The 14,469-nt window shown below is 69.0% G+C and carries 13 protein-coding genes and 1 tRNA gene; 10 read left to right on the forward strand and 4 right to left on the reverse strand.

Annotation, left to right across the window (positions count from 1 at the left end; all coding sequences use genetic code 11):
- Positions 1–4 precede the first annotated feature (4 nt).
- Positions 5–280: a hypothetical protein gene (locus AMK22_RS09285; RefSeq protein ID WP_073783215.1), complete on the forward strand. Its 276-nt coding sequence runs from the start codon at positions 5–7 to the stop codon at positions 278–280.
- A gap of 110 nt (positions 281–390) precedes the next feature.
- Positions 391–2,220 carry a glutamine--fructose-6-phosphate transaminase (isomerizing) gene (glmS, locus tag AMK22_RS09290; RefSeq protein WP_073783217.1) on the forward strand — a complete coding sequence of 610 codons (1,830 nt, stop codon included), beginning with the start codon at positions 391–393 and terminating at the stop codon, positions 2,218–2,220.
- 684 nt (positions 2,221–2,904) lie between these two features.
- On the opposite strand, the gene AMK22_RS09295 is transcribed toward glmS, so the two are convergent.
- Positions 2,905–3,426 carry a universal stress protein gene (locus AMK22_RS09295; protein ID WP_073783219.1) on the reverse strand — a complete coding sequence of 174 codons (522 nt, stop codon included), beginning with the start codon at positions 3,424–3,426 and terminating at the stop codon, positions 2,905–2,907.
- Positions 3,427–4,419: 993 nt separating this feature from the next.
- Between AMK22_RS09295 and AMK22_RS09300 the strand changes: the two genes are divergently transcribed.
- From AMK22_RS09300 to AMK22_RS09325, 6 genes are all read left to right on the forward strand, one after another.
- Positions 4,420–5,649 carry a helix-turn-helix domain-containing protein gene (locus tag AMK22_RS09300; protein WP_073783221.1) on the forward strand — a complete coding sequence of 410 codons (1,230 nt, stop codon included), beginning with the start codon at positions 4,420–4,422 and terminating at the stop codon, positions 5,647–5,649.
- Between the two features lie 9 nt (positions 5,650–5,658).
- The gene (gene orn / locus AMK22_RS09305) at positions 5,659–6,261 is read left to right on the forward strand and encodes an oligoribonuclease (RefSeq protein WP_073783223.1); all 603 of its coding nucleotides are present in this window, start codon (positions 5,659–5,661) and stop codon (positions 6,259–6,261) included.
- A 210-nt stretch (positions 6,262–6,471) separates the two neighbouring features.
- Positions 6,472–6,544: transfer RNA gene (locus AMK22_RS09310), tRNA-His, on the forward strand.
- Positions 6,545–6,636: 92 nt separating this feature from the next.
- Positions 6,637–6,933, forward strand: coding sequence for a hypothetical protein (locus AMK22_RS09315; RefSeq protein WP_143203532.1), 297 nt, complete (start codon positions 6,637–6,639; stop codon positions 6,931–6,933).
- 350 nt (positions 6,934–7,283) lie between these two features.
- On the forward strand, positions 7,284–7,526 hold the full coding sequence (locus AMK22_RS40670; protein ID WP_073783227.1) for a hypothetical protein: 243 nt from the start codon (positions 7,284–7,286) through the stop codon (positions 7,524–7,526).
- Positions 7,526–8,152: a TauD/TfdA family dioxygenase gene (locus AMK22_RS09325; RefSeq protein ID WP_073783229.1), complete on the forward strand. Its 627-nt coding sequence runs from the start codon at positions 7,526–7,528 to the stop codon at positions 8,150–8,152. The genes AMK22_RS40670 and AMK22_RS09325 overlap by 1 nt, the downstream gene beginning before the upstream one ends.
- Here the strand turns inward: AMK22_RS09325 and AMK22_RS09330 are convergent.
- Positions 8,040–8,813 (reverse strand): glycosyltransferase family 2 protein, encoded by a 774-nt coding sequence (locus AMK22_RS09330; RefSeq protein ID WP_073783231.1) that lies wholly within the window; start codon positions 8,811–8,813, stop codon positions 8,040–8,042. The two genes, AMK22_RS09325 and AMK22_RS09330, sit on opposite strands and share 113 nt — an antisense overlap.
- 441 nt (positions 8,814–9,254) lie before the next feature.
- Between AMK22_RS09330 and AMK22_RS09335 the strand changes: the two genes are divergently transcribed.
- On the forward strand, positions 9,255–9,812 hold the full coding sequence (locus AMK22_RS09335) for a DoxX family protein (RefSeq protein ID WP_199883170.1): 558 nt from the start codon (positions 9,255–9,257) through the stop codon (positions 9,810–9,812).
- Positions 9,813–10,187: 375 nt separating this feature from the next.
- Here AMK22_RS09335 and AMK22_RS09340 read toward each other — a convergent pair whose 3' ends face one another.
- On the reverse strand, positions 10,188–11,489 hold the full coding sequence (locus tag AMK22_RS09340) for a cytochrome P450 (protein WP_242433890.1): 1,302 nt from the start codon (positions 11,487–11,489) through the stop codon (positions 10,188–10,190).
- Between the two features lie 980 nt (positions 11,490–12,469).
- Here AMK22_RS09340 and AMK22_RS09345 point away from each other — a divergent pair.
- Positions 12,470–12,796 (forward strand): carboxypeptidase-like regulatory domain-containing protein, encoded by a 327-nt coding sequence (locus tag AMK22_RS09345; RefSeq protein ID WP_073783237.1) that lies wholly within the window; start codon positions 12,470–12,472, stop codon positions 12,794–12,796.
- 244 nt (positions 12,797–13,040) lie between these two features.
- Here the strand turns inward: AMK22_RS09345 and AMK22_RS09350 are convergent, their stop codons facing one another.
- On the reverse strand, positions 13,041–13,427 hold the full coding sequence (locus AMK22_RS09350) for a hypothetical protein (RefSeq protein WP_143203533.1): 387 nt from the start codon (positions 13,425–13,427) through the stop codon (positions 13,041–13,043).
- Between the last annotated feature and the right edge of the window lie 1,042 nt (positions 13,428–14,469).

Here is a 14,469-nt window from a genome sequence, read left to right on the forward strand (position 1 = left end):
ACGAGTGCTCGAACGCCGCCCGTCGCATGACGACCTCATCGACCACCTGGTGCGCAGCACCGCGCTCCAGCGCGGTGAGGCCGCCCGGGTGGTACTCGACGTGCTGGCGTACTTCGACGAGACGACCGACGACTTCGTGCGCCGCCGTCACCGGGAACTGCAGTCCGGTGGCCTGGTGAACGCGGAGATCTTCGAGCGGATCGCGGCCGAGCTGCCGCACCGCGCGGTCGCGCCACCGGAGCTCTCGCTCCGTCAGCTGCGCCGCATCGTCTACGGCTGAGCCGAAGCGGCCGAAGGACCGGCAGGACCGGCCCGGCTGCGAGGACCGGCCCGGCTGCGAGGGCCCGGCGTCGGGCACGACAAGTACATCGATGGAGGGGCAGAGACTCTATGTGCGGAATCGTCGGATATATCGGGAAGCGTGATGTGGCCCCGCTGCTGCTGGAAGGGCTGCAGCGACTGGAGTACCGGGGGTACGACTCCGCGGGCATCGTCATCACCGGCAAGGCGTCGGCCGGGAAGCCCGCCGCCCTGAAAATGGTGAAGGCGAAGGGCCGGGTCCGTGAGCTGGAGGCCCGTGTCCCCAAGCGCTTCAGCGGCACCACCGGCATAGCCCACACCCGCTGGGCCACCCACGGCGTCCCGAGCGACGAGAACGCGCACCCGCACCTGGACGCCGACAACAAGGTCGCCGTCGTCCACAACGGCATCATCGACAACGCCGCCGAGCTCCGTGCGAAGCTCGTCGCCGACGGTGTCGAGTTCCTCTCCGAGACCGACACCGAGGTGCTGGTCCACCTGATCGCCCGCGCCCAGGCGGACAGCCTGGAGGAGAAGGTCCGCGAGGCACTGCGCTCGGTCGAGGGCACGTACGGCATCGCCGTGCTGCACGCCGACTTCAACGACCGGATCGTGGTCGCCCGCAACGGCTCCCCGGTCGTCCTCGGCATCGGCGAGAAGGAGATGTTCGTCGCCTCCGACGTCGCCGCGCTCGTCGCCCACACCCGCCAGGTCGTCACCCTCGACGACGGCGAGATGGCCACCCTGAAGGCCGACGACTTCCGTACGTACACGACGGAGGGCTCGTCCACGACGGCCACGCCCACCACCGTGGAGTGGGAGGCCGAGTCGTACGACATGGGCGGCCACGACACGTACATGCACAAGGAGATCTCCGAGCAGGCCGACGCCGTCGACCGGGTGCTGCGCGGCCGGATCGACGACCGGTTCGCCACCGTGCACCTGGGCGGTCTCAACCTGGACGCCCGCGAGGCGCGCGGGGTGCGCCGGATCAAGATCCTGGGCTGCGGCACCTCGTACCACGCCGGTCAGATCGGCGCGCAGCTGATCGAGGAACTGGCCCGGATCCCCTCGGACGCCGAGCCGGCCTCCGAGTTCCGCTACCGCAACCCGGTCGTCGACCCGGACACCCTGTACATCGCGGTCTCCCAGTCCGGTGAGACGTACGACGTGCTGGCCGCCGTCCAGGAGCTCAAGCGCAAGGGCGCCCGGGTGCTCGGTGTCGTCAACGTGGTGGGCTCCGCCATTGCCCGCGAGGCCGACGGCGGCACGTACGTCCACGCCGGGCCCGAGGTCTGCGTCGTGTCCACCAAGTGCTTCACCAACACGGTCGTCGCGTTCGCGCTGCTCGCCCTGCACCTGGGCCGGATCCGGGACCTGTCGGTGGCCGACGGCAAGCGGATCATCGACGGGCTGCGCAGGCTGCCCGCCCAGATCGACGAGATCCTGGCGAACGAGGACGAGATCAAGCGACTGGCGGCCGAATACGCGGACGCCAAGTCGATGATGTTCATCGGCCGGGTGCGCGGCTACCCGGTGGCCCGCGAGGCGTCCCTGAAGCTCAAGGAGGTCTCGTACATCCACGCGGAGGCCTACCCCGCCTCCGAGCTGAAGCACGGCCCGCTGGCGCTGATCGAGCCCGCCATGCCGACGGTCGCGATCGTGCCGGACGACGACCTGCTGGAGAAGAACCGCGCCGCGATGGAGGAGATCAAGGCCCGCAGCGGCCGTATCCTCGCCGTCGCCCACCAGCCGCAGGACAAGGCCGACCACACCATCGTCGTGCCGAAGAACGAGAACGAGCTGGACCCGATCCTGATGGGCATCCCGCTCCAGCTCTTCGCGTACCACACGGCGCTGGCCATGGGCCGGGACATCGACAAGCCGCGCAACCTGGCGAAGTCCGTCACCGTCGAGTAGACCCGCCGCGGTCGCGGCGGTCCCGTCCTCCCCGCGCCGGCCGCGCACCCGGCCGAACGGCCCCGCACCCGCTGTCGCGGTGGGTGCGGGGCCGTTCCCGTACCGGCTCCCGTCGGCCTCTCGGGCACGTTCGTGAGTGACCGATACCGAACGCCAGGGAACCGGCAACGGCACGGCACGACCGGGGCCGACGGCACCAACGGCCCGTGCCCGGGCGGCCGTCGCCCTCGGCGGACGCCCGTCGCAAGCGCCCACCCTGCAACCTATTGAGCGCTATACACCTTTCGCACGCCGGTACTTGACCACCATCACCCGGCGGATCGCCGGTTTCCGACAGGCGACTTGACGCCACGTCGGGCGAGTGGATCACACCTCACGGCCGGGACGGCCCCCTACAACGGGGGGTGGCGACCAGGACGACCGCGGCGACGTACCACGGAACGACGGACCGGTCCGGGACGCCGGCACGGGCAATACGGGCGAAGACGCCGGAAGGGGTGGAGTCAGCGAGAACGACGGAACAACGGGAGCGGCACCGGCGGAGGCGACGGATCGCCGTCCACGACGGGCCGAGGCGCACCGGCAGGACCGATGCGCACCGGGCCGGGCCGCTCGGCGGCGGCCGCCGCCCGGACGGGGCCGTCCAACGGCCCGAGGCGTCCTACGGCCCCGCCGCTCTCCCGCTCAGGGGATGACGACGACCGGGCGCTGGGCGCGCCGCGCGAGGCGCCCCGCCACCGAGCCGAAGATGCGGCCGACGACGCCGTGCGTGGAACCGACGACGATGGCGTCGGCCGAGTACTCCCGGCCGACCTCCTCCAGCTCGTGGCAGATGTCCCCGCCACGCTCGACGAGCACCCAGGGAACCTCGGAGAGGTAGTCCGCGCAGGCGAGCTCCAGGCCGAGCACCTCGGTGCGGTGGTCGGGCACGTCGACGAAGACGGGCGGCTCGCAGCCTGCCCAGACGGTGGTCGGCAGCCGGTTGGCGACGTGGACGATGATCAGGCCGGAACCCGATCGACGGGCCATGCCGATGGCGTACGCGAGCGCACGTTCGCTGGAGGTCGAGCCGTCGAAGCCGACGACGACCCCGTGTTGGAAGGCAGGGTCGCAGGAATGACGTGTTTCTTCGGCCGCCTGCGGGCCCGACATGGGGTCGGCCACCTGCTTGCGGTCGGCGGGTTCGGGGATTTCGTGACCGGCCATCGGTGTCTCGGCGAAGAGAGTCCTCGTGAGGAGAGCGACGTGGGCAAGAGTGTCAGCGGGCGGTGTAGCGGTGTCCGGGAATCATCTTCCCAACCCCTTACCCCCAAGGGTACGGCGCCATTCCTCCACTGCCCAGACCCGCGCAAAGCGCGCGCGACGTTTCACGGAGCATGCCCGAGGCGGACCCGTATGGCAATGCCGGTTGCGCCGTACACCGACGGGAGCGACTCCGGTAAGCCCCCGGACGGTTCCGCTCCGTGACTCCGCGGCGCCCCCGGAGCCCCGTCCATCATGCCGCCACCCGCCCCCGCTCGACCCCGCCCCGCCCCGGAATCGCGGCCTCCGCACGGAGCGGATCACCGCCCCGCGCGGGGTCGGCGCGACGGCGGCCCGCCTCGCCGACACCCGCCCTCCCCATCCGCCCCCACCGCCCCACCCCGGCCCCCGCCACCCGGCGACAGACCGATACCGGCCCACATGCCGGAATCCGTTCGCCCGTCGACACCACCCCGACATACGGGACGATCGGTCGCCCGACCTGCCCAGGGGGGCGCAAAGAAGCAGTCGGGCAACGGGGTTGTGCGCCGGTCTACTGACTGAATCACGTATGCACAACCATCTATTTTCAGCCAACTTCTCACCCCCATAGGTCCCTTGCCGAAATGGCCGATCAACCCCCTTGCCACCAGGAAGGAAGAGACCGCGCGGTACGATTCTGCCCGCCGAAGACGGGACGGGGACGGGCCATCAAGGCCAGGCGCCCTTCCATGGAGGGCTGACGAGTGAAACGCTTCGTGATCGAATGCTTCCCGCCAAGTTGCCTTGTCGACATAACGCCGGTTGGTGAACTTGTCACGACTGCAGCACGGGACGCAGTAGATTCGATCTTGGGTATCGAGGACCGGGGACTCGTGCAGGACCGAGGGGAAAAGTGCAGGAGCGACAGGCCCGCAAGGACCAGGAAGACGCGAACACCGAGGGGGGCTTAGCGTCATGAGCCAGGACTCCGCCACCGCAACGGAGGCCGTACGGAAGCTCGGCGGCCGACGACGACGAGAAGTCGTCGCCGTGCTGCTGTTCAGCGGCGGCCCCATCTTCGAGAGCTCGATCCCGCTCTCCGTGTTCGGAATCGACCGACAGGACGCGGGGGTCCCGCGTTACCGACTGCTCGTCTGCGGCGGGGAAGACGGACCGCTGCGAACCACCGGGGGGCTCGAACTCACCGCGCCCTACGGGCTGGAGGCGATCGGCAGGGCCGGCACCGTCGTGGTGCCCGCCTGGCGTTCGATCACCTCGCCGCCGCCCGCGGAGGCGCTGGACGCGCTGCGCCGCGCCCACGAGGAGGGGGCCCGCATCGTCGGGCTGTGCACCGGCGCGTTCGTGCTCGCGGCGGCCGGCCTGCTGGACGGCCGCCCGGCGACCACGCACTGGATGTACGCGCCGACGCTGGCCAAGCGCTATCCGTCGGTCCACGTCGATCCGCGTGAACTCTTCGTCGACGACGGCGATGTGCTCACGTCGGCCGGGACCGCCGCCGGGATCGATCTCTGCCTCCACATAGTCCGCACCGACCACGGCACGGAGGCCGCCGGGGCGCTGGCCCGTCGGCTGGTCGTACCGCCGCGGCGCAGTGGCGGTCAGGAGCGCTACCTCGACAGGTCTTTACCTGAGGAGATCGGCTCCGACCCGCTCGCCGAGGTCGTGGCCTGGGCGCTGGAGCACCTCCACGAGCAGTTCGACGTGGAGACGCTGGCCGCGCGCGCCTACATGAGCCGACGGACCTTCGACCGCAGGTTCCGCTCGCTCACCGGAAGCGCACCGCTCCAGTGGCTGATCACCCAGCGGGTGCTGCAGGCGCAGCGGCTGCTGGAGACGTCCGAGTACTCGGTCGACGAGGTCGCGGGCCGTTGCGGCTTCCGCTCGCCGGTCGCGCTGCGCGGGCACTTCCGGCGCCAGCTGGGCTCCTCCCCCGCCGCGTACCGGGCCGCCTACCGGGCCCGTCGTCCGCAGGGCGGAGGCGTCGAAGGGGTCGGCGACGTGCTGGAGACGATCGTGCCCGCCCAGGCGGGTGCGGCGGGCCGGCGCGGTGCGGCCATGGCGCCGGGGCCTCATGTCGTGACGCCGTCGGCGGTCGCGGCGGGAGTGCCGGAGCTCGGGAAGCCGGGCCCCGACGCATACGTCACCGGACGCCCGGCCCTGCCGGGGCAGAGGAGCGCCCCGTAGGGTGGGGCCATGAACGACCGCATGGTGTGGATCGACTGCGAGATGACCGGGCTCTCGCTGGCGGACGACGCACTCATCGAGGTGGCCGCGCTGGTCACCGACTCGGAGCTGAACGTGCTCGGCGAAGGGGTGGACATCGTGATCCGCCCGCCGGACGCGGCCCTGGACGCGATGCCCGAGGTGGTGCGCCGGATGCACACCGCCTCGGGCCTCCTCGACGAGCTGGCCCGGGGCACCACCCTGGCCGACGCCGAGGCCCAGGTGCTGGCGTACGTCCGCGAGCACGTGAAGGAGCCCGGCAAGGCCCCGCTCTGCGGGAACTCGGTCTCCACCGACCGCGGGTTCCTGGCGCGGGACATGGCGGCACTGGAGGGCTATCTCCACTACCGGATCGTCGACGTGTCCTCGATCAAGGAGCTGGCGCGCCGCTGGTACCCGAAGGCGTACTTCAACAGTCCGGAGAAGAACGGCAACCACCGGGCGCTCGCGGACATCCGCGACTCCATCACGGAGCTGCGCTACTACCGCGAGGCGGTCTTCGTCCCGCAGCCCGGGCCGGACTCGGAGCACTCCAAGGCCATCGCGAAGCGCGTCGCACCGCCCGCTCCGTAGGCCGGGCCCACGGAGCTCCGCCGTACCGCCCGGCCCGCGCGCAGCGTACGGGGCCGTACGGCGGGGCTTCGCGGACACGCCGCGGCCCGTGGCGAAGCCACTGGTCATGGGCCTTTCGAGGGTTCCGGGCGACGGCCGAACAACTGTGGCGCGAGCACCCTCCCGGACCCTGTACACTTTTTCTCGGCCGGTCGGAAACGACCGGACACGGTGGGTATAGCTCAGCTGGTAGAGCACCTGGTTGTGGTCCAGGATGTCGCGGGTTCGAGTCCCGTTACTCACCCTGAATGATCAAGGGCTGACCTGTGAAAACGGGTCAGCCCTTCTTCGTGTTCCCGCATTTGGGAACACTGCGGGAACACGGGCGTCCGTCCCGTGCCCTCTCGTCCCGACATAGCGAGCATCGGGGAACGGCCCAAGAAGGACGGCACCACCGCTTACCAGGTGAAGTGGCGCCAGGACGGTGAGTGGCAGAGCGAGAAGTTCGGCGACTCCGACAGTGCCAAGCAGTTCAAGAACCTCGTCGAGGCTCACGGTGGCCAGTGGCCCCACAGCTGGGTACGCGGCGAAGGTACGGCGAGAAGCCGTGACCGCGCCGACCAGGCGACCGCTCCCGGATCCGAGCACACTGACGTGGGACCAGGCCAACGGCCGCGCCTGTGTCTGGTGTAGGCGGCTCCTCACTACTGGCACGATCCGCGTCGGCGTCATCCCCGACCGGCTCGGCGCCCACAACCTCGACACCGAGGTATGGACTGGTCCTTGCTGCGCGGACGTCGGGAGACAGCCCGGTAGACCCGAGACTCCCGTTCCGGTGGCTCAGTGGGGACTGTCATACACCGGAGCGGGCCCAGATCCCGCTTCTCTGCGCAGATCGCGCCCGCCCACCCCTGGCCGGACAAGAAAGACAAGGCGTTCGGCCCGATGCGGACCGGCATGGCCGGTCCCGACCGCACTGCTCTGCACACCCTGGCCCTCTCCACCTCACCTGAGGCTCCCGTGCCCGCTGGACTGGAGGATCGATGCAGCAGTTACCTCTCATCTCGGGTGCTGAATCGGACCGCTTTATCAACCTGCCGAAAGAGCTGGAAGACGACCTGACCAAGATCGGAGGCACGCTCCCTGCCTGGAAGGTGGAGGGCGCCTTCCAGGCGGATTCCACGATCGAGCAGTACCGCACCAAACTGGATTCGGCTCCGCTGTTCAACGAAATCAGGGGCCCCTCCTCGTCGCACTCAACGGGGCTGCTGGCGGATACGCCGTAGTGCGTCTGGGGAACATCGCCCAGGCCCTGGGGGACGGGGAACAGTTCCTCCGCCTGGCGACGGCGATTCTCGCCGAAGTGGCGATCCCCTTCCAGCCCTTCCAGCGATGGCCGCTGTGGAAGGAGATCGGGACCAACCTCGACGCCAATCCCGGGCAGTCCACCGGCATGGGGTACAACGCGTTCCACATGGACCTGGTCAACGCGACCGTCCCGCCGGACTGCACCACGCTGCTGTGCGTCCGGCCCGATCCGCTCGGAGCTGGCGCGAGCATCCTCTCCAACGCCCGCGAGGCCGTATCCCGCCTGACACCATCGAGTCGCGCCCGCCTGGCCGACGTGGCATACCGCTACGGCGGCTTCTTCCGCCTGTCCGACGTCGGCGAAGAGTACACACCGTTCCCCGTCCTGGACGGCGAACCCGAAGACCACGGGTTCGTACGGTTCACCGCCAAGATGCTCGCCGAGTCCGAACTCGACGAGGAACACGCCCACGCCGCTAGTGCTGTGAGTCCTAGATCCGCGAGTTACGCAAGGACTGCCACACAGCACCGGTCAGCGCCCGCGTCGCCCGGGGCACCGACAGCCCTTCGTGCTCGCGGTACAGCGCCCAGTTGTAGGGGATGAGGGACATCTTGTTGGAGGACAGCGATCCTGCCTGGTGGGCCCTGTACACCGCCAGCGGCTCGGGGAGACCCCAGGCGTCAGCGCCGTCACGCATGATCGACAGCCACAGGGCGTAGTCCTGCCTCTTCCGCATCTCCGGCATCAGCCGCGTGCCAAGGACATTGCGGTCGTACATGGCGGTCAGTGCGCCGATGTAGTCCCGGACCAGCATCGCGCGGTAGTCCACGTGCTCCCGCGCACGGACCACGCGCCCGTTCGGGATGAAGTCGGTGCTCTCGCCGTCGTAGTCGGCGTCCATCTTGAAGTACGAGGTGAACGTCAAAGGCGCCGTGCCCGCCGCGGCGAATTCGATCTGCCGCTCGGTCTTCTCCGGGAGCCACATGTCGTCGCTGTCGAGAAAGGCGACGTAGTCCCCTCGGGCCCGCTCGATGGCGAGGTTGCGTGCCCGGCCGGCGCCGCCCTGCTCGGGTGCCGATTCCGGCAGTACGCGCTTGTCCTGCCGGGCGAACTCCATGAGCAGGTCCATGGAGCCATCGGACGACTTGTCGTCGGTGATCAGCAGCTCCAAGTCGCTGTGGGTCTGTGTGAGCACCGACCGGACCGCTGCGCCGAGAGTGGCTGCCGAGTTGTACACGGGCATCACGACAGACACCAGGGGCACAGCGCTTCTCTCCTTGCTCAGCCAGGAACGACGGTCCATTCAAACACTGGAATCGGTAGGAGCTGCCATGCATGTTGTTGTCGCTGGTCAGGGCTGTGTGGGGCTGCCGTTGGCCGTGCGCTGAGTTTGCTGCTCATCCACTGCGGGGCCTGGGCGGGCACCACCGCTGGACATGCGGACGGGTCCTGCCGAGGATCGGCGTCCCCACACGTTCTGGCCCCGATCATCAATGGCCGGCAACGCCGTAAACATGTGCTGTGCAAGGAGAAGTCGGAAGGCCGGTGAGCACCCGGATGCACGGTCCCGACGGCTGAGACAGGATCGGTATTGGAAGGTGTCTTGTTCCTGCGGCATTGCGCGGGACCTCGCCGCCAACCAGTGCCTCGGCGTCCGGCCGAGCTGGGGGTGACGCCCGTTCCGGCGTTCAACCGGAGTTTTCTCATGATTACCAAGCGCATCCCGAACCGTCTTGCGCATCCGACGGAATCGGTGGCGCGCGGCACTGCCGCACCCTTGGCGTCCGCCGCCGACTGCGGTCTACTGCTCATCAGACTGACCTTTGGACTGCTGTTGGCGGGGCACGGCGCGCAGAAACTGTTCGGCCTCTTCGGGGGCCACGGCCTGACGGCGACCGGCATGGGCTTCGAGACTCTCGGGTTCCACCCGGGGAAACTCTTCGCGGTGATCGGCGGCGGGTCCGAGTTCCTGGGTGGCCTCGGCCTTGCCGTGGGGCTGTTCACCCCGCTGGCGGCCGCCGCCCTGATCGGCATGATGATCACGGCCATGGTGACCGTCACCGGCGCCCACGGCCTGTGGGACACGGACGGCGGCGTGGAGTACAACGTCTGCATCGCCCTCGTCGCCCTGTCCATCGCCGCCATCGGCCCGGGCCGGCTCGCCTTCGACCGGTTCTTCCGCTGGGGCGACGGCGGCTGGCGCGAGGCCGCCTTCGCCCTGGGACTGGGCGGCATCGCCGCGGCGATCACCCTCAGCCTCTGAGGACGGCAGAGGGACCGTTCCCCGCCGGACCGTTCCCCGCCGGACCGTTCCGCGCCGGACCGTTCCCCGCCCGCTACCCGCAGGGAAACCGCAGGTAGGGGTAGTGAGAGCGGCAGGTATTCATTCGCGGTCGGTCGAGCAGATCTGTGGACCTGCCCGGCAAGGCACGACGTTGGAACCACGCTCTTCGGGACCACGCTCTTCGCGGCTCGCGCCAAAGCGGCGGCCCAACTGATCGTTTCAGAATGCCGTCCGGAGTCGCGGGAACTTACGTTGCTGCAGGCCGGTTCGAACAGACCCCGGTGTACTCGTCGGCTCGGCTTGAAGCTTCTCCGAGGAGGGGCACTTGCGACCCTGTCGCTGAAAGCAGGCCTGTCAGCTGCGCAAGGTGGCACGCAGGCGCAAGCCGACAGGTGTGAGACCTCCGAAGGTGGTGACCTGGTAACTGGGCTCCGGTCCGGACGGCTCGCTCACGTGATAGCGGCGGGCGGTCTGCGCGGTCAGGAGTGTCAGCATCGCCATGGCCAGAGCGGCTCCCTCGCAGCCGTGCGGCCCGGTACCGAAGGAGAAGAAGGCCTCGCCTTTCGCCGGCGAGCCCGAATCCTCGAGCCAGCGTTCGGGCTGGAACTGGTCCGGCTCGAAGTGTTCCCGTGCGTCGCGGTGGGCGGTGTAGGGGCAGACGAGAACGGTGGCCCCGGCGTCGATGGTGTAGTCGGCGAGCTGAGTCTGTCGCGTGGCGCGCCGGGTCAGTAGCCAGCTCGGGGGGTGCAGTCGAAGCACCTCGCGTACCAGTGCCTGGGTGTACTGCAGGCTGTCGAGGTGGGTACTGGTCGTCGCGGCCGGGTCTACGGGCAACAAGGCGGCTTCGGCCGCGACGCGGCCCGCGGCCTGGGGATACCGGGCCAGGTGGAGCAGGATCCATCCGGCTGCCCGGGAAGGGGTCTCGAAGGTGGCGACGGTGATTCCGGGGAGGCTGTCCAGGATGGCCTCTTCCGGCAGTGGACCGTAGCGGGAGGAGGGCCGGAGCATCTGTCCCAGCACGTCGTCACCGAGGCGGCCCGATGAACGGCGTCGGCAGACGACGGACCGCAGAGCGTTGGTGAAGTCGACTTGCTGCCGTGTGCGGAACCGCCGTGCCGGTGTGGGGATCCAGCGCGGCCATGCCCAGCGCGAGGGGCGTACGAGCATCTCCCGGGCCAGGAAGAGCTGTGGGGCAAAGGGCAGCAGGGCGGGAGCGTCTTCGGAGAAGAGGTAGCGCACGCCGATCTCTGCGAGGGCGTGCCGGAGCGCGGGAAGAATCTCGACGTCCTGGCCCGTGGGCCATTGGTCGGCAAATCGAGCGGTCCCGGGTGCAATCTCACCGATCCGGGCTGCGACCGCCTGCGGGCGTAGTCCGCGCATGCGGGCGGCATGAGCGTGCGCCCGTACCTCGGGCGTCTGTGCTCCGCTCGACCGCTTCAACGGCGGGAAGAGAGGCGAGGGCACCTTGAGGAAGTCCTGCGCGCGGCGCAGCACCTCTTCACACGGCCCGGCCGTAGCGGCTACGTAGACACCCGGCTCCAGCTGCCAAACGTCCCCGCACTCGTCAGCGCCACGGCGCGCCAGTGCCAGCCGGTCGCGGCTCCAGGCCGCGAAGCTGCTTCCCGGCAACCGCAGCGGCTCATCCATTCGGCCCATGAGATCGTCCCTGACTCTCGTCCCTGTCCAGGCCGATGTCGTCGGCAGCGTGGCCGTGAGCCGGCGGGCGCCCGAGGGAGCCCGCCAGCAGTGCGGTCAGGTCCAGTCGTGTTCCCCGTACGCACCGTAGTGGCGGGTGAAGGACAGCTTGCCGAGCAGCTTGGCGATCATGGTGCACTCCTCTCGACTTTTTTCAGCACCCAAGCGCCATATAATTCATATTTCCACACATGCCGCATATGTCACGCCCAAAGCATCGGCCGCACGCATGGATCCAAAGCCGCGGCGCCGACCGCCCCGGCCACGCGCAACCGGGCACCATGTGTCCCGCGCACACACTGTCGTCGCATTTCCGCCTGATGAGGATGGCGGGTCGGCGCGTCCGGCATCCGCACCTCGCCACTCGCGCTGCTTCCAGGTTCCCCCGGGGAACACGGGAGGACGTCGCGGCCCGCCGTTACGAGAAACTCGGGTACTACCTGGAACCCTGCTGACTCGTTCTCCCGGATGGCGCGCGGTGAACTCCCGTCCCGGACCAGGTCGCTTCGAACCATCGTCTTACGAGGCATCGAGGTATGGACCGGGCCTTGCTGCGCGAACCTCGGGGCGCCCACCCCGTAGATCCGCCCACCGCCGCACAGGAGATCCGCACTTCGCCAAGAACTGCCCCCGTCACCCGATCAGTGGCCACACTGAAAGAGCACACCATCTGCGGTATATACGGGATTGTGCGAATGCGCTGAGGGGGGATCCAGTCCGGTCTTCTCCCTACTAGGAGACGTTCATGTCCACTCCCATCGCGCCACCGTCACAGCCCCCGCAGGGCTACTACCCGTACCCGCCCCCGCCGCCGCAGGGCTACTACCCGCCGCAGCCCCCTCAGGGTTACTACCCCCGCAGCCCCCGCAGGGCTACTACCCCTACCCGCCGCAGGGGTACTACCCGTACCCGCCCCGGCCACTGACGGGGAGCAGACAAAGGTGATTCCCCAGCTCTCCGCCGATGACGTCTCTGGCGCCGTTGTCGGAGCGAAGGCCACCTTCAGGGCAACTCTTCTCGACCCCGACGGTGAGCCGATCCAGGGCGCCACCATCACCTTCAGGATGACGGGTGGCAAGGTCATCGGGAGCACGTCGACGGGCTCCGACGGGGTCGCAACCCTCAACAGCGGAGGGCACATGACCGATCCCCTTGGCGTGTGGGGGCCGGGTCTCAGTGGCGGGTACGAGGCGCACTTCGCGGGCAACAAGAAGTTCCAGCCCGCCACGGCCAACGCCGCGATCACGCCTGCACTGTTCGGCCGGTAGGCCTCTCCGACGCGGGCTGTCCGTCCGCTACGCGAACGACGGTGTGACCAGCTGACACGGCAGCCCCTGAAGAGAACTCAGGGGCTGCCGTGCGCTCGAAGGGCGCCGCTCGATGCGCCTGATGCACATCCACTGTCGACCGTGTCGATGCTCGTACGCAGCGCTTCGCGGCAAACGGCCCCAACGGCTGATCGCACGCCCCACCGCCCGCACCGGGCGGCGGGGCCTTTTCGGCATGGCGCCGCTACAGAACCGCGATGGTGAAGCCGGAGGACTCGGGCAGGCCGTCCTTGAGGGTCACCACGGTGACGGCATCCCGTCGGCTGTCACACGACAGGGTGGGCCGCCCAATCGTCGAGACGCTGGTGGATTGGGGCCCGCCATTGGCCAGGATCAGGGCGTTGGACAGGTTGATGCCGGCATTCGGATTGACGATGACGCAGTAGAGGCCCTCGCCGACCTGGAAACTGTCGACCACGTTCTTCTGCCTCATCAGGTCGCCGTGGAAGTCCACCTCGGCCGCGGCCCTGGCGTTGGGGGCGACGATTTCGGCGGGCGCCGCGACAGCCTGGGAGGCGAACACAGCTGACAGGACAACGGCTCCTGCGAGGACAGCAGTGGTACGGCGCATGGCGTCACTCCATGGATCGGCTCGCAGCGCGGATCCGCCGCGAAGTGATGGGGTGCCGGCGACGCTAGTGCGGGTGACCGCGGCAGAATGCCCGACTGCCCGAGGGGTCATCTGATCAGGTGCCCACTGAGAGGGCCTTCCGGCGCAATCAGAATCTCGTGGACGGGCTCGGGAGTGGCGCAGGAACGGGCAGCTCGCGGAGGACGGCGAGTACGAGTACGACATTGCACCGTGGGCGAGGCAGTGGGATGAGAACGGCGTCCTCAAGGACGACCGCACGCTTGCGGAATCCGACTCGGACCATCGAACACTGCTGCACTTCCGGTCGCTCCACGGCAGAGCGTCGTGACCGTGACGGGACTGCCACTCACCTGTCCGACGAGACGACCACCGGACGGTCTTCGACGAGCTTCTGCAGGCCCGGCGGTTCGACTGCTCCCACGAGGCCATCGCGGATGCCGCGTGCTGCCGCCCGAACCGCCGCCCATGAGCACATGCCTATCCGCGGGAGTTCCTGGTGGGTGTGGGCGCTCCGCCGAGCCCGCGTGATCACGCTCCGAGCGTCCGCTCCGCATAGCCCCCCGGACCGTTCCGAACCGGACGTCAGAAGGACGTCAGAAGGACGTCAGAAGGACATGCGCGGAACGTCAGCCGCTTGCTACAGGGTGGGGCTGCCGTTCGGCCCGGCTCAAACCCCCGTCCGGGCCGAGCGGGCACGGCATCCGCGCACGCACGGAAAGACGGCGACGGGCGCGAGTGGCTCAACGACTACGCATGGGACGGCACCCGGACCGGCCGGCACCACCACACAGCTTGACGGAAAACCGGCGCACAGAGCAGGTGGAGCCTGGCGGCGTAACTCTCGGGTGTCTTGTCGTAGCGGGTGGCCGGTTCCCGCCGGCTGGTGGAACGATGCGGGCCGCCCCTCGCACGACAGGTTCGGCTGCGTCCGCGAGACAGACGGGAGCGCACACATCTGGCGCATCCCCGACGGGACCCGTTGGAGCATTCCCGCCCACAGGTAGTACTCCAGGATCTTGTG

Origin of the sequence: Streptomyces sp. CB01580, from assembly GCF_001905795.1 — a bacterium.
Lineage (GTDB): Bacteria > Actinomycetota > Actinomycetes > Streptomycetales > Streptomycetaceae > Streptomyces.

Coding starts and splice junctions, on each gene's coding strand:
- glmS (WP_073783217.1), top strand. CDS start 391: ATGTGCGGAATCGTCGGATATATCGGGAAGCGTGATGTGGCCCCGCTG.
- AMK22_RS09295 (WP_073783219.1), bottom strand. CDS start 3,426: ATGGCCGGTCACGAAATCCCCGAACCCGCCGACCGCAAGCAGGTGGCC.
- AMK22_RS09300 (WP_073783221.1), top strand. CDS start 4,420: ATGAGCCAGGACTCCGCCACCGCAACGGAGGCCGTACGGAAGCTCGGC.
- orn (WP_073783223.1), top strand. CDS start 5,659: ATGAACGACCGCATGGTGTGGATCGACTGCGAGATGACCGGGCTCTCG.
- AMK22_RS40670 (WP_073783227.1), top strand. CDS start 7,284: ATGCAGCAGTTACCTCTCATCTCGGGTGCTGAATCGGACCGCTTTATC.
- AMK22_RS09335 (WP_199883170.1), top strand. CDS start 9,255: ATGATTACCAAGCGCATCCCGAACCGTCTTGCGCATCCGACGGAATCG.
- AMK22_RS09340 (WP_242433890.1), bottom strand. CDS start 11,489: ATGGGCCGAATGGATGAGCCGCTGCGGTTGCCGGGAAGCAGCTTCGCG.
- AMK22_RS09350 (WP_143203533.1), bottom strand. CDS start 13,427: ATGCGCCGTACCACTGCTGTCCTCGCAGGAGCCGTTGTCCTGTCAGCT.